At 54.4% G+C, this 20801-nt stretch carries 19 protein-coding genes and 1 riboswitch; of the genes, 2 read left to right on the forward strand and 17 right to left on the reverse strand.

The window, feature by feature from the left end:
- Positions 1–45: 45 nt before the first annotated feature.
- The 13 genes from C4F51_RS05515 to C4F51_RS05575 form a co-directional block, all read right to left on the reverse strand.
- Entirely contained in the window at positions 46–825 is a 780-nt protein-coding gene (locus C4F51_RS05515) for a heme ABC transporter ATP-binding protein (protein WP_193907898.1), read from the reverse strand.
- Complete coding sequence (locus tag C4F51_RS05520; RefSeq protein ID WP_193907900.1) at positions 822–1850, reverse strand: FecCD family ABC transporter permease; 1029 nt, start codon at positions 1848–1850, stop codon at positions 822–824. Before C4F51_RS05520 ends, C4F51_RS05515 begins: the two co-directional genes overlap by 4 nt.
- Positions 1850–3328, reverse strand: coding sequence for a cobyric acid synthase (locus tag C4F51_RS05525; RefSeq protein WP_193907902.1), 1479 nt, complete (start codon positions 3326–3328; stop codon positions 1850–1852). Before C4F51_RS05525 ends, C4F51_RS05520 begins: the two co-directional genes overlap by 1 nt.
- Positions 3328–3960 carry a cob(I)yrinic acid a,c-diamide adenosyltransferase gene (gene cobO / locus C4F51_RS05530; RefSeq protein ID WP_193907905.1) on the reverse strand — a complete coding sequence of 211 codons (633 nt, stop codon included), beginning with the start codon at positions 3958–3960 and terminating at the stop codon, positions 3328–3330. Before cobO ends, C4F51_RS05525 begins: the two co-directional genes overlap by 1 nt.
- Positions 3961–4014: 54 nt before the next feature.
- Complete coding sequence (locus tag C4F51_RS05535; RefSeq protein WP_193907907.1) at positions 4015–5853, reverse strand: TonB-dependent receptor plug domain-containing protein; 1839 nt, start codon at positions 5851–5853, stop codon at positions 4015–4017.
- Positions 5854–5956: 103 nt separating this feature from the next.
- Positions 5957–6084, reverse strand: a riboswitch (cobalamin riboswitch).
- A 595-nt stretch (positions 6085–6679) separates the two neighbouring features.
- On the reverse strand, positions 6680–6937 hold the full coding sequence (locus C4F51_RS05540; RefSeq protein WP_193907909.1) for a helix-turn-helix domain-containing protein: 258 nt from the start codon (positions 6935–6937) through the stop codon (positions 6680–6682).
- A 339-nt stretch (positions 6938–7276) separates the two neighbouring features.
- On the reverse strand, positions 7277–8050 hold the full coding sequence (locus tag C4F51_RS05545) for a lipoprotein intramolecular transacylase Lit (RefSeq protein WP_193907911.1): 774 nt from the start codon (positions 8048–8050) through the stop codon (positions 7277–7279).
- A gap of 26 nt (positions 8051–8076) precedes the next feature.
- Complete coding sequence (gene dapE, locus C4F51_RS05550) at positions 8077–9234, reverse strand: succinyl-diaminopimelate desuccinylase (RefSeq protein WP_193907913.1); 1158 nt, start codon at positions 9232–9234, stop codon at positions 8077–8079.
- A 171-nt stretch (positions 9235–9405) separates the two neighbouring features.
- On the reverse strand, positions 9406–9816 hold the full coding sequence (locus tag C4F51_RS05555) for a TM2 domain-containing protein (protein ID WP_193907915.1): 411 nt from the start codon (positions 9814–9816) through the stop codon (positions 9406–9408).
- A 707-nt stretch (positions 9817–10523) separates the two neighbouring features.
- Positions 10524–11219, reverse strand: a complete 696-nt coding sequence (locus C4F51_RS05560) for a YebC/PmpR family DNA-binding transcriptional regulator (RefSeq protein WP_193907917.1) — start codon at positions 11217–11219, stop codon at positions 10524–10526.
- A 22-nt stretch (positions 11220–11241) separates the two neighbouring features.
- Positions 11242–12273: a 2,3,4,5-tetrahydropyridine-2,6-dicarboxylate N-succinyltransferase gene (gene dapD / locus C4F51_RS05565; RefSeq protein ID WP_193907919.1), complete on the reverse strand. Its 1032-nt coding sequence runs from the start codon at positions 12271–12273 to the stop codon at positions 11242–11244.
- 55 nt (positions 12274–12328) lie between these two features.
- Positions 12329–12670 (reverse strand): ArsC family reductase, encoded by a 342-nt coding sequence (locus C4F51_RS05570; RefSeq protein WP_193907921.1) that lies wholly within the window; start codon positions 12668–12670, stop codon positions 12329–12331.
- 399 nt (positions 12671–13069) lie between these two features.
- Entirely contained in the window at positions 13070–13909 is an 840-nt protein-coding gene (locus tag C4F51_RS05575) for a CvfB family protein (protein WP_193907923.1), read from the reverse strand.
- Between the two features lie 130 nt (positions 13910–14039).
- Between C4F51_RS05575 and C4F51_RS05580 the strand changes: the two genes are divergently transcribed.
- The gene (locus C4F51_RS05580) at positions 14040–15140 is read left to right on the forward strand and encodes a site-2 protease family protein (RefSeq protein WP_193907945.1); all 1101 of its coding nucleotides are present in this window, start codon (positions 14040–14042) and stop codon (positions 15138–15140) included.
- Between the two features lie 26 nt (positions 15141–15166).
- On the forward strand, positions 15167–15724 hold the full coding sequence (locus tag C4F51_RS05585) for a thioredoxin family protein (RefSeq protein ID WP_193907947.1): 558 nt from the start codon (positions 15167–15169) through the stop codon (positions 15722–15724).
- A 109-nt stretch (positions 15725–15833) separates the two neighbouring features.
- Here C4F51_RS05585 and mdoH read toward each other — a convergent pair whose 3' ends face one another.
- From mdoH to C4F51_RS05605, 4 genes are all read right to left on the reverse strand, one after another.
- Positions 15834–17960 carry a glucans biosynthesis glucosyltransferase MdoH gene (gene mdoH / locus C4F51_RS05590; RefSeq protein WP_202987625.1) on the reverse strand — a complete coding sequence of 709 codons (2127 nt, stop codon included), beginning with the start codon at positions 17958–17960 and terminating at the stop codon, positions 15834–15836.
- A complete protein-coding gene (locus tag C4F51_RS05595; protein WP_193907949.1) occupies positions 17960–18214 on the reverse strand; it encodes a hypothetical protein in 255 nt (84 codons plus the stop codon). Before C4F51_RS05595 ends, mdoH begins: the two co-directional genes overlap by 1 nt.
- A 9-nt stretch (positions 18215–18223) precedes the next feature.
- Positions 18224–19792 (reverse strand): glucan biosynthesis protein, encoded by a 1569-nt coding sequence (locus C4F51_RS05600; RefSeq protein ID WP_193907951.1) that lies wholly within the window; start codon positions 19790–19792, stop codon positions 18224–18226.
- 376 nt (positions 19793–20168) lie between these two features.
- Positions 20169–20774 carry an exopolysaccharide biosynthesis protein gene (locus C4F51_RS05605; protein WP_193907952.1) on the reverse strand — a complete coding sequence of 202 codons (606 nt, stop codon included), beginning with the start codon at positions 20772–20774 and terminating at the stop codon, positions 20169–20171.
- Positions 20775–20801 lie beyond the last annotated feature (27 nt).

The following is a 20801-nucleotide window of genomic DNA, read 5'->3' on the forward strand; positions in this document are numbered from 1 at the left end:
AACGGCTCTGCAGTCATGGCAAGCTGGGTGTTTGTGAGCGCTAACTTACGCATTGATAACCACCGGTTTTCCGGTGACCGGGTGCGGCAGAATATGCACATCGGTGGCAAATACCTGCTGGATCAGCTCTGCAGTGAGTACTTGCTCCGGCGTGCCTTGCGCGCAACATCGCCCCTGGTGAATCGCCAGCAGGCGGTCACTGAAGGCGCCGGCCAGCGTCATATCATGCAGAATCATCAGTACCGCCACGCCCTGATCGGCAAACTCGCGTACCACTTGCATGCACTGCCACTGATGGCCGATATCGAGGCTGGTGACCGGTTCATCCAGCAGCAGAAAGCGCTGCCCGGCATCCTCCGCTCGCCAGATTTGTGCCAGCACCCGCGCCAGCTGAATACGTTGCTGTTCGCCACCGGAAAACTGCGGGTATGGTCGGTCAGCAAGATGGCTAACGTCCAGCGCGGCCATAGCCGCACGGCAAATGTCCGCATCAATAACTGTGCCGGTGGCGTGCGGCGTGCGGCTGAGCGCAACCACTTCGAGGCCGGTAAAGGCGAAGTCCAGCGTATTGCTTTGTGCCAGCACCGCCATCTGTCGCGCGCGTTGAAGCGAGGGCAGCTGCCGGATTGGCTGGCTATTCAATTTCACCTCGCCACGCTGCCAGGCGATATCGCCACACACAGCACGTAGCAGCGTGGATTTACCGGCGCCATTGGGGCCAATAATAGAAACGATTTCGCCGGGTTCAATAGTGAGGCTGGCGGCGTCGAGTAAGGTTTTTTCGCCAACGCTGACACTCAGGTCGTTGATCTGCAACACGCTCATCGCAAACCTCCCCGGCGTTGATAGAGCAGCACGATAAAGAAGGGCGCACCCACAATCGCCGTCACCAGCCCCACCGGTAATTCAGTGGGGGCAACAATCACCCGCGAAATCGTGTCGGCGATTAACAGCAAGCAGGCACCCCCCAGGGCGGTCAGCGGCAGCAGCTTGCGATGGTCCGGCCCAACCCAGAGGCGCACCATGTGCGGCACCACCAGCCCGACAAAAGCAATGGAACCGGCAAGCGCCACGGACAAGCCAACACCGGCGGCAACCAGTACGATGATGCGGGTTTTTACCCGCTCAACATCCACACCCAGATGGCGCGCCTGGGATTCGCCCAGCAGCAGGGTATTCAGCGCTTTGGTCAGCCAGGGCATGCTGGCGAGCAGCGCTGTTAACACGGCGAGAATAATCACGGCGCGGGCATAGTTGGCGGCGTCCAGCGCGCCCATACGCCACAAGCTCATGCGGCGCAGCATTTCATTGTCAGCGAAAAACTCGAGCAGGCCGATAAAACTCACGGCCAGTGAGGTGGCGGCAATGCCCATCAATAACATGGTGGCGACCGAGGTGCCGTTTACGGTGGTAGCGACCCGGTACACCAGCCAAACGGTTAGCAGGCCACCGGTAAAGGCGCCCAGCGATACCAGCGACAAGCCGCCCAGTACACCCAGGCTGGCGCTGCCGAAAAAGATGGCGAGGCTGGCGCCTACCGACGCCCCGGCGGTAACGCCGATCAGCGACGGGTCTGCCAGCGGATTACGGAACAACCCTTGCAAAAATGCGCCGCTCATCGCCAGCACGGCACCGGTACCGGCTGCCAGCAGCGCGCGCGGCAGGCGCAGCGAGCGGATAATTTCCGCCTTGTAGCCCGGCAGTGGCTCGCCCATCAGGGCGGCGATCAGTTCTGACAGGGTAATGGCGGTGGAGCCGAAGGCAACGGCCACGACGAAGCTGATTATCAGCAATAGCGATAATAGCCAGGCAGCCAGCCTGATCGGGCGATGGCGGGAGCCGGTGATCATCAGGGCGCCAGCTCCGTGCACAGTTGCTCCAGCCAGGCGTTATCCATGTGGGTTTCAAGCGTATCGGCCAGCCGTTCCAGCTCACCTTCGCGGTAAGCGGCGAGATCGAAAAAATGATTGTCCAGATGATTTACGCCAGCCCAATGCAGCAGCGATTGCAGCGCTTGCGGGTGGTCAAACAGGCCGTGTACATAGGTCGCGAGAATTTGGCCGTCTTTGCTGACGGCACCTTCCGGGCGGTGGCTGCCGTTTTCTTCGATGAAAAAAATTGGCTGCTCAAAGGCCGGGCCGGAAGAAACCCCGCAGTGAATTTCATAACCGGCGAAGGCGCCGTTTTGTTCGCCCAAATGAAACTGCCCTTGCACATTGCGCAGTTGCTTGGCCGGTTTTAACTCGGTCGTAAAGTCCAGCCAGGCAAAACCGCTTTCCGTGCCGGGCGCGGCTTCAACACCATTGGGGTCGGCCACGGAATTGCCCAGCATCTGCAAGCCGCCGCAAATGCCCAGCAACTTGCCGCCGTAGCGCAAGTGGCGATCCAATTGCGCTTGCCAATTATTGGCTTTGAGGAGCGCCAGATCCGCCCGGACATTTTTGCTACCGGGCAGAATCACCAGGTCGCAGGGTGGCAAGGGTTCGCGTGGCGAGACGAATTGCAAATCCACCGCCGGGTGCAAGCGCAGGGCGTCAAAGTCGGTGTGGTTGCTGATGCGCGGCAACACCGGCACCACCACTTTCAGTGTGTTGTGCTGTTTGTGTTGCGCGGTGCTGATGGCATCTTCAGCATCGAGGTGAAAGTCGTGCAGGTAAGGGAGAACCCCCAGTACCGGTTTTCCGGTGTAGTTTTCCAGCCAGTCGAGCCCCGGTTGCAAGAGCGCAAGATCGCCGCGAAAGCGGTTGATCACAAAACCTTTGATGCGAGCCTGCTCGGATTCCGACAGTAATTGCAGGGTGCCGGCGAGGTGGGCAAAAACGCCACCGCGATTGATATCGGCTATCAGAATGACCGGGCAATCCACCGCTTCGGCAAACCCCATATTGGCGATATCATTTTCGCGCAGGTTGATTTCCGCCGGGCTGCCAGCGCCTTCCACCAGCACACAATCGTATTGCTGTTGCAGGCGAGAGAAAGATTCCAGCACCGCTTGTTTGGCGGTGTTTTTGTAGGTGTGATAATCCAGCGCCTGCATATTGCCGATGGATTTACCCTGAATAATCACCTGGGCACCGGTATCCGAAGCGGGTTTGAGTAATACCGGATTCATATCCGTGTGCGGCGCCAGGCCGCAGGCCAGCGCCTGTAGTGCCTGGGCGCGGCCAATTTCGCCACCATCTTCGGTTACGGCACTGTTCAATGCCATGTTTTGCGGTTTGAAGGGCGCAACGTGAATGCCACGACGATGGAGCAGGCGTGCCAGCCCGGCCACCAGCGTGCTTTTACCGGCGTCCGAGGTTGTGCCTTGCACCATCAGCATGGTCATTAGTAATCCACACCTTTGCGGGCTTTAATACCGGCGCGGAAGGCGTGTTTGATGTCTTTTACTTCAGACACGGTATCCATAATTTCCTGCAACCCGGTACCGCCGCCACGGCCGGTAACAACCACGCTTTGTTCGGCAGGGCGGTTGCGGATGGCATCGAGCACCATGGTTTCATCCAGATACTGGTAGCCGAGCATATAGGTGAGTTCGTCCAGCACCACCAGATCGTAACTGGCGTCGGCGAGCATAGCGCTGGCTTGTTGCCAGGTGGTTTCGGCGGCGGCGATATCGCCGGAGCGGTCCTGGGTATTCCAGGTGAAGCCGGTGCCCATTTGATACAAGGTAACTGCCGGGCATTGGTTTTTAATGTAGAGCTCTTCGCCCGACATTTGCTGGCCTTTGATAAATTGCACCACGCCGACTTTCTGGCCGTAGCCCAGTGCGCGCAACACCATGCCAAACGCCGAACTGGATTTGCCTTTGCCATTGCCGGTTAACAGCAGCGCAATGCCTTGCTCGATATCGGCAGCGGCAATTTTGGCGTCCACATTGGCCTTTTGCTTTTGCATCGACTTTTTGTGGCGTTCTTCTTTTTGTTGGTTTTTATCTTCCGGCGGGTTTTGCTCGCTCATATCACATTCCTGAAAAAACCGGCGCCCGGTGAAGGGCGCCGGTTGGGTGGGACTTTAAAAACGCACTTCAACACCGGCATAACCGGCGGCGCGTGCCGTGTTGTAACCCGCCACTTCAACATATTTCTTGTCAGTGAGGTTTTCACCGCGGGCATAGACAGTCAGCAGCGGTGTTACCGCGTAACGCACGCTGGCATCCAGCACTTTGTAATCATCCAGATCGGTGCCGTTGCTTTCCTGAGTGTCGCTGGCGCTGCGCACGTTCATGGATACCTGAACCTTGCTAACCGGCAACCAGGTCAAGCCCAGGTTGGCAATGTGCTTGGGCTGCCGTGCGCGTGGTGAACCGACTGCCGTTTCGGTATCGGTATAGGTGTAATTCAGGTTCAACACCAGCTCATCAATAACCGGCAAGTTGGCAATCAATTCAATACCGCGTGAACGGTTTTCACCGGCCGCTTGCAAATAACCGGTCCAGCCGATCAGGTCATAGGCAATTTCACGCTCGATAGACTGCTTGAACAGCACCGCTTCCAGGTGGATGCCGTTGCTGCCGAAATATTCCACGCCTACGTCCAGACCTTCACTTTCTTCCGGCTCCAGAGCGGCCAGTGTCGGGTTGTTCTGCTGGCGGTTGTAGTCAATTTCATACAGGCTGGGTGCGCGGAAGCCGGTACCATAACTGGTTTTGAACTTCACTTCACCTGCCGTTACATCCACCACATAGGCGCCGCTGACCCGGTAGCTGTTAAAGGTGCCAAAGTCGTCGTTGTCATCGTGGCGTGCACCGGCAGTCACAAAAAAGCGGTCATTGTAACGCCCCTGATATTCCAGGTAAGCCGCTTGCTGGTCGCGTTCCATCTCCAGAACGGTATCGGTGCGGTGCTCAAGGCCGTAGGCCACTGCATGGGCATCGTTCAGTTTTGCTTTACCGATCCATTCGATTTTTTCAATGTCGCCTTCGGTGTCATAGGAATTCACACCGGCAGTAAAGTTGCGACGGGTAATGTCGGTTTTGCCGTAGGCCAGGGTGTTATCGAGGTTTTCGGTGGAGTGGCTGGCGCTCAAACGGCCAACGCTTTGCTCATAGGTGCCGGTGCAATCGTCTACTGCCGGGAAACCGCAGCGGTCAAAGGCAAAGGTTGCATCGGTGTTACGTGCAACCGCTTCAATACGCAAACTTTCGGTGAGGTTTACACCGATACGGCCGTGTGCGGTGGTATTGGCATAGCCATCGTCATCACGCAGCACCGTGTCGCGTTGGCTGGTGTTGAAACCATCGGTTTTGGCGCGGGCTACCGAGGCAAAATAATCCCATTGGCCGTTGCTGCCGCCAACGCTGGCAGAACCGCTTTGGGTATTGAGACTTCCTGCTTCACCGCTCAGTTTGGTGACGGTGCCTTCTTCGGTCTGACGGGTGCTGATGTTCAAAACACCACCGGCATCTGCGCCGTACATCAAGCCTTGCGGGCCACGCAGCAATTCAACACGGCCAACATCGCTGCTCAGAATATGTTGAATTTGCACGCCGGATTGGGTGCCGGTCGGGTCACTGATATCTACGCCGTCAATTTGCACCAGTGTGCGGTAGCCGGCTTCACCACGAACGCGCAAGCTGGACGCTTTGCCCATTCCGCCGGAGTTGCTCACCGACACCGATGGCAGGGTACGCAGCACATCCGCCAGCGCCGTAAAGCCGAGGGCATCAATTTGTGCTTCTTCGAGCACGGCAACCGAGGTGGCTACTTCACGCAAGGGCGTTTCGTGGCGCGAGCTGACCACGACAATGGTTTCCAGACCAGGTACAAATTTATCAGCTTGACGGGTTTCCTGGGCAAATACAGAGGCACAGGCAAGGCTTAACGCGGTTACGGTAAAAATGGAAGTTTTCAAAGTTCAACCCCTAAGTGGAAAACGCTTGGGATCGAGGGAGGAATAGCAAAACGGTGCCCGCAGACGCAGACGAACGGATGCCAGATGGTAGCCCTCCGCTCCATCACGGTGAAGATACAGGGCCGGTATCGGGCTCACAGATTGCTCTGTTAACCGTTGCGGGGGCAGCGCCGAATGACGGACTTCCCGTTTAACCTGCTCAACTCGAATCACCGCTTGCTGCAACAAGCGTTGAATAAAGTAGCAGGCACCTCGTATCAGGGCGCGCAATGTACGGTGCCACCCGGGCTTTGTCAATTATGGCGCAATGCCGGTTTTTCGCTGCAATTGCACGCCGCAGTCGGGGTATCGATGAATGATTGTTGAGACTTTTAATGCGCGGGAGATTTGCTGCCATGAAATGAGTGGTTGTGCGGTAAAAAGAGTGCGCTGTTTCAAGTGTTGCGGTTGCGAAACCGGGATGAATCGGTTTGAAAATGTTTTCGATGGAATGCAACGCAGTAACCACTGGCTTTGATTTTTTATCTCACGTTTTTTTGCAGAAAGTTGTTATTTTTTTTCAGAAAAAAATTTGGCAAATTGAGGCGCGAGGTGAATAGCCTGCTTCAACATTTACAATGCCGGCTGCAAATTCTTGCTCGGTAGCTTGACAGAAAGTCAACTGTGATCAGACGCAGCTATGGCTTTGTCTGGTAGATCTTTGGACGACTGGCGTAGACAGGGTAAATCCGTGAAGCTGCCAATCGTCCATTTACGGCCGTAATACATAGCAGACATTAAGTGTTGTTATTGTCAGTTCGACAATACAGCGCTCGACACCATGGGATCAGTTATCGTGGCTGACAACCTCCTCCGGGTAATCCAGTAGAACTTTGGGCGGAACGTCAAGAGCTTTGGCCAACTTGAACACATTGGTCAAACTCAGGTTGCGCTTTCCACGTTCAATACCGGAGATATACGTTCTATCAAGTCCGCATCGGCCACTTAGCTCTTCCTGGCTGATTCCCAGGTTTTTTCTGAGCTTGGCGACGTGCTGTCCGAAGGGAATAAGGGCGTGGTTAGGTGCGTTTGGTTTGTCGGTCATGAATGGTTCCTTTTAGTGCCACACATGATCAACATTAATAAAAATTTCACCATGGACTATCAGTCACAACACACCTGGATTAAGAATGCAATTTTTATTTGCAGCATAATAAATGTAATTTGTGATGTTTTTCGCTCTTCCATTTCGGGCGCTGCTGGGCATTTTTCGCTCTCTGGTAAGAATGCGTGGCGCGGCAAATAAAACGCTCAGGTGTGAATGTGACCAGTGAAATTTTTTTAGCGGGCGTTTACAGAGCATACGCGTAATAGAGAAAAGTGCGCGGTAATTCTGTTATGAATAATTATGCAAGCGGTGAAAAGCGTTAAGTGTTAACCGGATTTATTTTTTCGGTTGACGGTTTTTTCGCGATGAAGATGTATCAGCCGCCAGGCGATGTCGATGCTGCAACAACCGGGAAGTAATACTCAGCGTAAACAGCCAGAGACACATGAGTAACATGAGTAAAAACAAGGTGATAACACCAAACAGATCGGGTGCTTTCATCAGGGTTGTCATCAATGAGTCTTCATAAAAGAAAAACCATTCATGCTCGTCGGGAAATATCACCGTGTGCAACCAGTAAAAAACGCGGGTAGGGCCTGCAACAAGTATCACCGCGGTGAGTGCGAACATTGCACCGACAAAGCCGCTAAGGATTTTTTTTGCGGAAGGCAGTGGTAACCGCTGCCGCCACGCGTAGATTAACAACAGACACCACAGCAGCGCAGCGGCGATGCCGGCCGTAACCAGATGATCAATCAGCTTGGCAACGTCTTGCAGGTGGATAACTTCCGGAGTGCGCAACAGCGTATCGCTATCACCTGACGGCAGTTCATAGCGAATATCCGCTAATCCCTTGCCCTGTTGATGCACCGCCCGGTTGATTTCGTGAAAAAGTTGCTGGTGGGTTTCTGGCGAGGTTTGTTCAAAGCCGGATTTGTAGCGGTTCTGCGGGCCGTATTCCTGAATGTGCTGTTCTATATCCAGCAGTTGGTACGCCAGTGGATACAGAAAATCCACTTTTGCCAACAGCAACCAACTGACCAGCGCCACCATGAGCAGGTGGCTGGTCAGCAACAGGGGCCATAAAAAAATCCGTTTGAACAATGCCATGATGTTGGGTCGTTTGGGCGCTGTTATTAGCGCGCGCCTGCCAGCAGACGTTGCATCAGATTTTCGTAAATATCCGTGAGGGTGTCCAGATCGCTGGCCAGCACGTTTTCGTCCACTTTGTGAATGGTGGCGTTCAACGGACCCAGTTCGACCAGCTGAGCGCCGGTAGGCGCGATAAAACGGCCATCGGAGGTGCCGCCGGAGGTCGACAGCTCGGCTGTTCTGCCGGTAACCGCACGAATGGCTTCCACCGTGGCATTAACCAGCTCGCCTTCACCGGTAATAAACGGCTGGCCGCTCAGTGCCCAGTGAATCTCGTAGGTCAGCCCGTGCTGCTTGAGAATCTGTTCAGTGCGCTCGCGCAAAATGGTTTCGGTCACTTCGGTAGAGAAGCGGAAGTTGAACAACACTGTCACATCGCCAGGAATAACATTGGTGGCACCGGTGCCGCCCTGGATGTTGGAGATTTGAAAGCTGGTGGCCGGGAAAAAGCGGTTGCCCTCATCCCACACTTCGCTGCTTAACTGTGCCAGCGCGGGCGCGACCCGATGAATCGGGTTATCGGCAAGGTGCGGATAAGCCACATGCCCCTGAATGCCTTTAACAATCAATTCGGCACCCAGCGAGCCGCGTCGCCCGTTCTTGATAACGTCGCCCACCAGTGTGGTTGATGACGGCTCGCCAACGACGCACCAGCGAATTTTCTCCTGCCGCTCTTCCAGCCACTCCACGACTTTCACGGTGCCGTTCACCGCGGGGCCTTCTTCGTCGCTGGTAATCAGGAACGCGATACGGCCGGTATGGTCAGGGTGCTGCGCCACAAAGCGCTCACAGGCCACCACCATCGCTGCCAGGGAACCCTTCATATCGGCGGCGCCACGGCCATAGAGGTGGCCATCGCGAATCTCGGGGGCAAAAGGTGCCGACTGCCAGTTGGTTTCGGCACCGGTGGGCACGACATCGGTGTGCCCGGCAAACGCGAGAATTGGGCCTTCGTTGCCACGCACCGCCCAGAAGTTATCCACCTCGCCAAAACGTAACGGAAACAGCTGGAAGCCAATCGCTTGCAGGCGCTGCATCATAAGCTCCTGGCAACCGACATCCTCCGGGGTAACAGAGCGACGGCTGATCAGATCAAAGGCGAGCTGAAGGGTAGGCGAGAGTGCAGACGGGAATGCAGACATGGCGATTGGATCCTGAACAGAGATATCGAAACAACGGGAGTCGGTAAATGGGGCGTGATTTTAGCAGGCTTCCGAAAAACTATCTGCGTTGCCGCTAGGCTAGCCACCGGGCGGCAGAGTCAGCCTTCTGTCGAAAGGCGTTTTTACAGCGGCAATAACGCTCCGGGCGGTCTAGCGCAGGGCACTGGAAAGGGGTAAGTGCTGGCGGTTGCGTTCATCGATTTGTCCGTTCAGCGTCCACAAGTCGTAGAGCAATCCCAGCCCGAACAAGCCCAGCGTAAACAGATAGAGAATGCCGGTGAGCCATTTACCCATGTACATTCTGTGGATGCCAAACAGGCCGGTAAATACCAGCAGTACCCAGCCGAGTGAATAATTAATCGGCCCCGGGCTGTAGCGGGTTTCGGCTTTGCTTGCCATGGAGGGAATCAGAAACAGGTCAATCAACCAGCCGATTCCCAGAAGTCCCAGAGTAAAAAACCACAGCGTACCGGTGATCGGTTTCCCAAAATAAAAACGGTGCGAGCCCATAAAGCCAAAAATCCAGGTGACATAACCGATCAGGATGGAGTGTGTTTTCATGGGGTGGTGCAACCTCGTTTCAACTTTTCGATAAGCAGTCGCTTTGCCCGGTTTTTGTGAGGGCTGTGCGCAATTGCTGTCAGGTTAGGGTAAGTGCTGTGTGTCTCGCAACCGCGAGGCATCGCAGTGTGCACATTGCGCTTATGGACTGCTGTGCAGAATGTCGAGTTCCTGAAAATTCAGGAAAAGAGAACGAAGCGGGTGATTAATTTTTTCGGCTGGTTGGCATTTTTTGTGTGTCAACAGTTGGGGTGCAGAACATTTCGGAGTGAGTCTGTTCGTTTGCTTTCAGGGTCAGGCTTTCAAAGTCGCATGAATACGTCCTGTAGCTCGAGCAAGCCATCCATGGCTTGCACGCTTTGAAAGCCTGACCCTGAAACCAAACTTACTTTGTGCCAACGTGAAAGAAGGATTGTTGGCATGGATAAGGACGAGTTACCAATATATTTCGATTGGCACAGAGCGAGTTCGCCAGCGGGGTATTTGTTCCAAAACCGTCGAGTCATGGACGAGCGCCAGGGATGGTGGAAGTTGGAGCAACGCGGTTGCCGCAACGCAGGAGCAATTGCCGTTGACTCGTCGGAGCCATATGGCTGGCTCCGCTTGCGGATGTTCATGCGTTTTTGGAGCAAGTGCCCCCGCTGGCGAACGGAAGGGATACTGCTTTGGGGCAGGCCGGGTAATCCGGCCTGTGGTCGTGCGGTTACTTAAGAGAGCGAGGTATAGACTTCCTGCACATCATCATCGTTGTCGATGGCGGCGAGGAAGTTTTCAACGTCTTCCTGCGCTTCGCCACTCAGCGACACCGGGTTTTTCGGGCGGTAGCCAAGTTTCGCTGATTCCACGGTAAAACCCTGCTCCGGCAAGGCTTTACACACCAGATCAAGATCCGTCGTGTCGGTAATAAATAACACCAGGTTTTCATCTACTTCGAAATCCTGTGCACCGGCTTCAATGGCCGCCAGTTCCGGATCGGCATCAGACTTGCTGGCGCTGGCCTCAATCAAACCGACGTAATCAAAATCCCAGGAAACTGCACCGGAGCTGCCCAGCTGCCCCTTGCGGAACAGCACGCGCATGCTGGAAATGGTGCGGTTCACGTTGTCTGTCAAACACTCAACAATGACCGGCACCTGATGCGGGGCAAAGCCTTCGTAAGTGACTTTTTCGTAGTTGATCGCACCATCCAGCTGGCCGGAGCCTTTCTTGATGGCGCGCTCCAGGGTTTCACGAGTCATGGACGCTTTTTTGGCTTGCTCCACCGCAAGGCGTAAACGCGGATTCATATCCGGGTCGGCGCCGTTACGGGCGGCGATCATGATTTCCTTGGTCAGTTTGGTAAACAGCTTGCCTTTGGCATTCGCTGCCGCTTCGCGGTGTTTGGCTTTCCATTGGGCGCCCATGGTAGTTCCTCGTGTGTAAGTATCAGTTTTTGTGCAGGGCTTCGTTCAGTTGCAATGCACTTTTGTTGGTTACAGCTTCAACCCGGCCAGAGACCGAGTTACGGCGGAATACCAGGTCGGATTGTCCGGCCAGATCCCGCGCTTTGACGGTTTGAACTTCTTTGCCGGCATCATCCAGCACGGCGACTTTGGTGCCAGCGGTGATGTACAAACCGGATTCCACTTTGCAGCGATCGCCCAAAGGAATACCGACACCGGCATTGGCGCCGATCAGGGATTCCTTGCCGATAGCAATAATAATGTTGCCGCCGCCCGACAGGGTGCCCATGGTAGAGCTGCCACCGCCGAGATCTGAACCGGCACCGACAAAAACGCCGGCAGAAATACGGCCTTCGATCATCGCCGGGCCTTCGGTGCCCGCATTAAAGTTCACAAAACCTTCGTGCATGATGGTGGTGCCTTCGCCCAGGTAGGCGCCCAGACGCACGCGTGCAGTGTGCGCAATACGCACACCTTTGGGCACTACGTAGTTGGTCATTTTCGGGAACTTGTCGACGCACTCAACGGTAAGCAATTCGCCACGAGCACGGGCTTGTAATTGGCGGGTTGGCAGTTCTTCCAGATCAATGGCGCCCTGGTTGGTCCAGGCAACGTTCGGCAGCGCGCCGAAAATACCGGTCAGGTTGGTCTGGTGCGGTTTTACCTGACGGTGCGAGAGCAAATGCAGTTTCAGGTAGGCTTCCGGTACAGACGTGGGGGCTGCGTCGGTTTCCAGCAGGGTGACCACCAGCGGCTGGTTGCTGTGGCTGAGGGCGTCGGCAACGGCCGCTTGCGCGGTGTCACCGGCGTCGTTCAGCGCTTTGGCAATCAAAGCGGCCTGAGCTGGCAGGATGGTAATGGTCTGGTTGCCGCCTTTGTATTCCAGCAGGTCAGCAATCGCTTTGGCGGTTGCCGCAGCCGGGTTAAGCAGTGGTGCGGAGTAAAATACTTCCAGCCATTGCTCACGTGAGTTCAAGGTGCCTACACCAAGTCCGAGGCTATATAAGCTTGTCATAACAGTTCCTGATAGTGACCGGGAGGGCGGTTGACCGCACGGCTCCTGGTAAGTATTAAAAAAGAGGTTGCCAGTCGGCGGCTTTGAAGCCCACCCGGCGGGTGTTGCCAGTTTCCAGTAGCGGACGTTTGATCAGCGTGGGGTGCTGCACAATCAGCGCGATGGCTGATGTTTCATCAAACCCTGCTCGTTCAGCTTCGCCCAGTTCTTTCCAGGTGGTGCTGCGTTTGTTGACCAGCGTTTCCAACCCGAGGTCAGCGACCCAGGTTTTTACCTGTTCCGCAGTAAGGCCATCTGTGCGGAAATCGTGAAAACGGTATTCCACTTGCTGTTCGTCCAACCATTTGCGAGCCTTTTTCACGGTATCGCAGTTTTTAATGCCGTAAAGCGTCGTCACCGGCTAGCCACCTGTATCGTTAAAAAACGCAAATGATAACAAAAAATCGCCGGGAGCGATTTTTGACATTGCGTCAGCGATGGCCCGAAGGGCGGCGGCCATGGATGGCAAGCCGCCATAAATCGCCGGGAGCGATTTTTAACGATTAATAAACCTCATGTCGGCACAGTGTGAGTTTGGCGTCAGGGTCTTCACTCCAAAACCGTCGAGTCAGGGATGACTCGTCGGAGCTACAGGGGACGTATTCATGCGATTTTGGAGTGAAGACCCTGATGACAAGCGGACAGGGTGGCACTGACTACCTAACTCCGGATGGTGCTGGAGCTTGCGAATAACCGGGGGACACCTTGAGCAACTTCCATGTATCGCATCGCATTAGCTCCGGGTGCCTACCATCAGTTACTCAACCAGGGTGATTTCTTCCTTGCTGATAAGAATTTTGCGTTCTTTATACAGCTGGCTCAGGGCGTTTTTATAGTTGCCCTTGCTGACGCCGAAGCGTTCGAAAATCAGATCCGGGTCGCTTTTATCGGTCAGCGTTGAGCGGCCGCCGTGTTGTTTTAAATCGTCCAGAATCCGGCTGGCGAGGGACGCTTTGGCATCGCCACGGTTGGCCGGTTGGCGCACGGTTAAATTGATTTTGCCGTCCGGGCGAATCTGCTTTACGTAGCCGGGGATTTTTTCGCCGACCAGCAGAGTTCGCGGGCTGTCTTCAAAGAAAACCAGGCCAACAAACTCGTCGTTGACCACGGTTTTAAAACCCAGGTCGCTGCGGCCGCTGATCAACAGTTCAACCTGTTGATTCAGCTGCAAGCCGAAAGCACTTTCATGCAAGTGTCGGCTCAGCCGCGACGAGGCGGTAATCCGCCCGGTATGCGGGTCGAGGAATACATGAACCACGTAAGCGCGGTCAGCCTCCATCGGCTTTTGCTGCTCGTTGTAGGGCACCAGCAGGTCTTTGGGTAATCCCCAATCGAGGAAGGCACCCACCGGGTTAATTTCCTTGACGGTAAGAAACGCGCACTCGCCCACCATGACTTTGGGGGTGAGGGTGGTGGCAATCACATCGTCGTTGGAATCCAGATAGATAAATACGTCCAGTTCATTGCCCACTGCCGCGCCCTGGGGTACATAACGCTTGGGCAGAAGAATATTGCCAAGGGTGTCGCCGTCCAGAAAAATACCGAAATCCACGGTTTTAACGACTTTCAGTCGGTTCATGCGGCCAATTCTGATCATGGTAAATACCTTGTGGTGTCTCAATAGCGTTCAGGGTGTGCAGTGTAAGTGCGCAGAAACGCTTACGCCAGCCGGAATGCAGGTACAATCGGCGCAATCAGCCACAGCCAGCGATTTTTAAGAGACGGTTATGCAACTTTTATCCTTTGAATGGAACAGCCACCAGATTCAGTTGAACGGCAGCAGTTGGAGCGGCGAGGAGATTCTGCTGGTAGACGGGCAGGAAGTCTCCCGTCTGCGCAATTTTGGCACCAGTAACGAGCACCGGTTTGTGCTGGAAGGCCATGGTGAATTGATTCTGCGCTTTAACATGTCGCTTACCCGCGGCGAGGTGCGTTATGTATTGATGTCGGGTGATACGCTGCTGGCCGAAGGTGAGCAGACCATTGCCCTGGCTGCCTCGCCGTTGGCGGCGGGCAATGCGCCGGAGGTTGCTCCGGTGGCCTCCGCCGGTAATGGCCATAGTGTTAACAAAGGCCAGTGGTGGCTGTGGCTGGGTGCGGGCCTCAAACTGTTGAAAACCGCCAAGGTTTTTAAAGGGGCGTTGGCGGTTGCATCGGTATCGGTGTACAGCGTGATGTTTACGTTCGAGTTTGCTATCGCGCTCATCGCTATTCTGGTGTTCCATGAATATGGCCATCTGCGGGCGATGAAAAAATTCGGTATCCCTACCAAAGGCATGTACCTGATTCCGTTTGTGGGTGGTCTGGCGGTGGGCGATAAACCCAATACCCGCTGGCAGGATGTTTATATCTCGATGATGGGGCCGGTGTACGGTTTGATAATGACCCTGGTGTTTTACGTGGCCTGGTTGATTACCGACAGCCACTTTGCCGGGTTGGTCGCCTCAACCAGTGCCTTGATCAACGCCTTTAACCTGTTGCCGATGTATCCGCTGGACGGTGGCCGGGTTATTAAATCGCTGGTGTTTTCGGGTCGCCGCAAAATTGCCCTGGTGTTTTTATTAACCCTGTCTGCGCTATTTTTTGTTTTATCGTGGAAACTCGGTTTTGCTTTGATTGGCTTTTTCATTATTTTGGGGGTGATCGATATTGTTGCCGAATGGCGCGTCTCGATGAACGAAGATATTACCCCGCTGAATCTCTATGGCATTCTGTTTTGTCTGGGTTGGTATTTACTCACCCTGGCGGCGTTCCTCGGCATTATTGTGCTGATTGCCAACAGCGGTTTGCCAGGCTCTGAAATTGCATTAAAAGTATTGAACTCATAAACCATAAAATTCGGGAGAACATCATTATGGCTCGTACACCTTCGAACATGTTGCCACTGGGCACCACTTTGCCTGCCGCGACTCTGCCAAACGTAGACGGTTCGTCCGTGTCGCTGGAGCAGCAGGTCGGCGACAAAGGCCTGCTGGTCATGTTTATTTGTAACCACTGTCCGTTTGTTATTCACATTGCGCCGCAGCTGGCGTCGATTGTGCAGCAGCTGAAAGAAAAAGGCATCGGCGTGGTCGCCATCAGCTCCAATGACCCGGTTGCTTACCCGGCGGATGCACCCGACAAGATGGGTGATTTTTTAGCGCAGTATCAATTGCAGTTTGCGTATTTGTTTGATGAGAGTCAGGCGGTTGCCAAAGCCTTTGATGCGGCCTGTACGCCGGACTTTTATCTGTTTGATGGCGATAAAAAACTGGTATATCGCGGTCAGCTGGACGAGAGCCGTCCGGGTAACGGGGTGGCAGTAACCGGTAGTGATTTATTGGCTGCGGCGGCATTGGTAGCAGACGGTAAAGCACCGGCAGAAGATCAGAAGCCGAGCCTGGGTTGTAACATTAAATGGCGTGATGCCTGATATAAAAAAAGCGGCAGTGCTATCACTGCCGCTTTTTATTGAGTCACCGTGTTTTTTTGATCAGAAACCGGTGCAAGTTTCTCCGCTTTTCACCAGATGTTTTTCCACATTAAAGCGCTGTACGTCTCGCTCTGCGACGCGGGTTTAACAAGCGGCCCCAGTAGGACTCAGGCGGAGAGCGCCAGGCTTGTTCATGCAGCCAGCGTAATGAGTTTGCATCTTTGGCCAACCGGTTTTTTTCTACCGTCGTCAAGGCATCCGCACCTTCTTCCAGACACTTTTCTCGCAAGGCTTTTAAATTGGCGAGGCGTGCTTCACCTTTGGTGTCGCGTGCCATGGCGATTTGGAAGCGGTTGATTTTCGGGTTCAAAATACTGGCAATAAACGGCGGCCAGTCGGAGTCGATGTGATAGTGCTCCTGAAACTCTTCAAGGTCATCTACCAGCACTGACCCGGAACGCTCTTCCGGTGTTAACAGCCAGCCTTTACGGCGCAACTTTTGTCCGGTTTGCACTTTACTCAGCAGCACTGAAATGGGTGCGGCAAAGATCAATGGCAAAGCAACCGGCAGTGACCAGTAGAAGAACATCGGTTGTAACCACAGCGCAAACAATGACCAGCTCAGCGCCAACACCATGCCCGGTGCGTGGCTGGTGAACGCTGACCACCAACCGGTTTCGTCGGTACGGTTTTGCCCCGCCCAGCGCAGCGTGAAGTTGAACAGGGCTTCCAGGACGTAACGGCTGTGCGACAGCATGCGAATCGGTGCAAGCAACGCCGACACAACGATTTCAAACAGCACACTGCCAAGCATTTTCAACTTGCCGCCAAATTGTTTGGAGCGCCCTTGAATCATGGCGTCGGCAATGGCGAGAAATTTCGGGGCAAACAGCAGGCCGAAGGTGGTCAGAATCAGGATCAGCGCTTTCTGCGGGTCCCACTCCGGCCAGAGCGGAAACAGTTGATGCGGATCGGGAAAGTAGTTGATGGGCCAGAGCACCAGGCTGGTGGTGGCGATGGTACTGAGAATAAGAAACCCCAGCCATAACGGCGACGCCAGGTAAGACATGATGCCGTTTAAAAAAGCGGCGCGGTGTGCGAGCCGTATGCGGCTGCCGCGAAACATCAGCCAAAGGTGTTGCATGTTGCCTTTGGTCCAGCGGCGGTCGCGCATGAGTTCGTCAACCAGGCTGGGCGGCGATTCTTCGTAGCTTTCGCCAAGCCCCGGCTCCAGCCAGACTTCATAACCGGCTCGGCCCATGTAGGCGGCTTCTACAAAGTCGTGACTCATCACCGGGCCGCTGAATAAACCGCGCCCCGGCAGTTTGCGCAGCCCGCACCAGGTCATAAAAGGTTTGATGCGCAGAATGGCGTTATGCCCCCAAAAAGCTGCTTCGCCCAATTGGATAGAGGCCAGCCCGGTGGTGAATAACGGGCCGTATAACTGGCTGCCGAATTGTTGTACCCGTGCAAAAAGAGAGCGGCCATTTAACAGTGACGGGCTGGTTTGCAAAATGCCTACCTGCTCGTTGCGCTGCATCAACTGCACCATATTGACCAGCGTGTCGCCGCCCATCAGGCTGTCGGCGTCGAGTACGATCATGTATTCGTAATTGGCGCCCCAGCGACGTAAAAAATCACCCACGTTACCGCTTTTGTAATTCAGGTTGAGCGTGCGGCGGCGGTAAAAAATACGCTGTTCTGCGTTAAGCTCCTTGCATAAATTTTTCCAGGCCACTTGCTCTTCGAGCCAAATGTCCGGGTTGCGGCTGTCGGACAAAATGAAAAAATCAAAATGCTCCAGCTGGCCGGTGCGCTCCACACTTTGGTAAACCGCCTTTAAACCACCAAGGCTGCGCTCCACCGATTCATGGTAAATCGGTAGCAGGATGGCGGTTTTGGTGAGGGGCGTTTGTTGCAGGGTGGCGGCGTCGATCTGTCTCATCAAACTGGCCGGATCGCCACCGCGACAACGGTAGAAAAAGCCGAAAACACCGATCCAGAAACCGACCGAAATCCAGCTGAATAAAATAGCGAATAAGCACAGCATGCCAATTTCTACGGCGTTACCGCCGTAGTAGGGCAGCACCGATTTCATAAACCAGGTGGCTATCGAGGTTTGCACAATAACCAGAAAAAGCAGCAGCCAGCGACGCAGGCTGGCGATACCTTGCCAGCTGCGTTTGGAAAAAACCGGTGCTTCCATTGCGGGTGATGCCGACTCCACAGAACTCATCAGAACTCTCCGTAGCCGAGACTGGTGCGGCGAATAGGCGGTGCTATTTGCGGTAGCGCTTCAGGTGCTTCGTCGAGCTGCCGTATCACCAACTCCAGACATTCATTCATTGGCTCGCTCGACTCGCGCTCGTATATTTCGGAAACCAGACGCAATGCCTTGCGTTCGGTTTCCTGGGTGATGCTGACACCCGACTGTAGCCAGTAATTCAGAATGCGGTGCAAGGTGCGCTCGCTGGCTGTAGTTTCCATCACCCGACTCCCTTACTTGATCACACGCAAAATGTCATGGCCGGCCGGTAGCTGGTAGGTCCAGGTTTCTGTCAGGGTTTGCTCATCCTGTTTCAGGAAGGCGCGCAACGACAGGGATTTTCCGGAAGCCGGACGGGCAAGAATGGACAGTCTCCAGCGCTTCAGCGAGGCGATGTATTCCACAAAATGCTCAATCACTTCGCCGTCATCCATCGCGGTAACCGAACCGACTACCGGTGCGTTCGTGGCGAGAATATCCAGTGGGCCTCCGGCGAAATCGACAATCACGCGCACCGCACCGGCCTGGTTACCACCGCCGACAATGGAGCCATCGCCAACGAAAGTGTCCTGGGTTTTGCCGAGCGTTTCACGCGCGATATCTTTTCCGCCGAAGCGGGCGCTGTAAGACAGTTGAATCGGGTTGCCCGCGGTTACTTGCGCTTCAGGTTTCCAGAAAGCGACGATGTTATCGTTGGTTTCATCCGGTGTGGGCAGTTGTACCAGTACCACCTGGCCTTTACCCCATTGTCCCTGGGTTTCAATCCAGGTGCTGGGACGCGATTGATAATGGGCTTCCTGATCCATGTAGTTGGTAAAGTGCGTGTCGCGCTGAATCAAGCCAAAACCGCGCACGTTTTCGGTGCTGAAATAATCCATGGTCAGCGATTCGGGGTTGCGCAGCGGACGCCACAGCCATTCATTGGACGGGCCGTCGTGAATCAGCAAGCCATCCGAGTCGTGCACTTCGGGGCGCCATTCGCCAGCGGGTTTGCGGGTGTTTTCGCCGTAGAAGAACATGCTGGTGAGCGGTGCTACACCGAACAACTCGACGTTCTTGCGCGGGAACAACATGGTTCTTACCGTTACGGTGGTTTCGTCGCCCGGGGTTACGGTGAAATGATAAGCACCTGCTACCGATGGGCCATCCAGCAATGCGAAGAAAGTCATTACCCGGTCTTCGACGCCCGGTTTTTTCAACCAGAACTCAACGAAGGACGGAAATTCCTCGCCGGTGGACAGGCCGGTGTTCAAGGCGATACCGCGCGCCGAAATACCGAAGTTGTTATCGCGGCCAACGGCACGGTAGTAACTGGCTCCGGAGAAAACCAGAAACTGGTTTTGTACATCCGGACCGGTAAGCGGGAAAGTGAGTTTGAACCCGGCATAGCCGAGATCAGCCGGAATCAATTTTTCCAGGTGGGCATTCGGGTAGGTAAATTTGCTTTTATCAAAACCCAGTGTCTTGCTGATGTCATCTTCAATAACGTTAACTTTTACCGTGTGGTTGTAAAACAACCCGGGCGGTACCAGCATGGCATTGAAGTTGGAGCCTTCTTCCAGCCATAAACTGCTTTCCGGTTTGAAGCGGATTGCCTGGTAGTCGTCATAGCTGAGTTCGCGCAAAAATGCCGGTGTTTCCGGCGGCGCCTGGTAAGGTTGTTCGGCGAGTTGGCGCGCTTTGTCCACGACTTGTTGAAAATCAAACTTTTCAACACTGGATGCGCTACTGCCGCTCTGAGCAAACGCCACTGACGTGGTCAATGCAGAGAAGAGGGTAAAAATCGCGGAAGCACATGTCATCCTGCAAGTCATTGGTATAACTCCCTTGAACGTTCGTAAAAAAAACAGGTGGTTTGAATGCCCCGACCAACGCCGAACCGCACGGGTTTGCATCGCGGTTGTATCAGGGGATAGTGAAAGTCTGTTCCTTGCTATTGGCGACAACCCGGCACCGGCGATAGCCATCTACCCGGTCACATCAATTCTGCCGCTATTCCCTCGCGGCGCCGCATGACTCTTTTTGACAAGTGACTGTTATCAAAAAGATTTTTTAAGTCTAGCCGTCCCTGAAATTGGCGTATAAATATTTTTGTGAAACAGTGCTCTCTGTGGAGTATCAGTAAACTCTGCGTGCCCGGACGAATCCACAGGAGAAATCAGGATGGGGGAAGGGGAGTTAGAGAATGCTTTGTACCACCAGCATCACAGTCAGGGCAGAAATACTGAAAGCGATGCAGGCTAGCAAACCATCGTTGGCAATGAGGGCGAGGCCAAAGGTGGTCAGTGCGATCCCGGCACTGCTGGCGGAGAAGGGAATCAATTCCATGGCAGGCATAAACAGGGCCATCGCAATACATAACATTGCGATCAGATAAATACTGATGCCCTGAATGAAAAAATCCAGACGCGGACGTAAAAACCGGTCAACAGACCTGGCCGGACGCCGTAGCCATTCGATCATCAACAACACTTTTTCACCAGGTAATGACCGCGCCAATAGCCATTGTGGGAGCCAGAAATAGTGGCGGCCGATGAGTAGTTGCGAGGCGATTAACAATACCAGAATTCCCATGAAAGTAGCCATACCGGGAATGCCACTTAATGGCGAAACCAGCACAATTCCTGGCAGTAATAACAGCGGGCCGAACGAGCGGTTGCCAATGGCTTCAACCACGGTACCCAGCGACACCCATTCCTCTTTGGCGGACCCCTGGGATATGCAATCCAGTAACTGCTGCAAGTTGGTCAGCGGACGCCTGATTTTTGGAGTTCTGCGTTTCATAAATTTCCCGACGGTTGGTCAAAAAAT

The sequence above is a fragment of the Cellvibrio polysaccharolyticus genome, assembly GCF_015182315.1.
Lineage (GTDB): Bacteria > Pseudomonadota > Gammaproteobacteria > Pseudomonadales > Cellvibrionaceae > Cellvibrio > Cellvibrio polysaccharolyticus.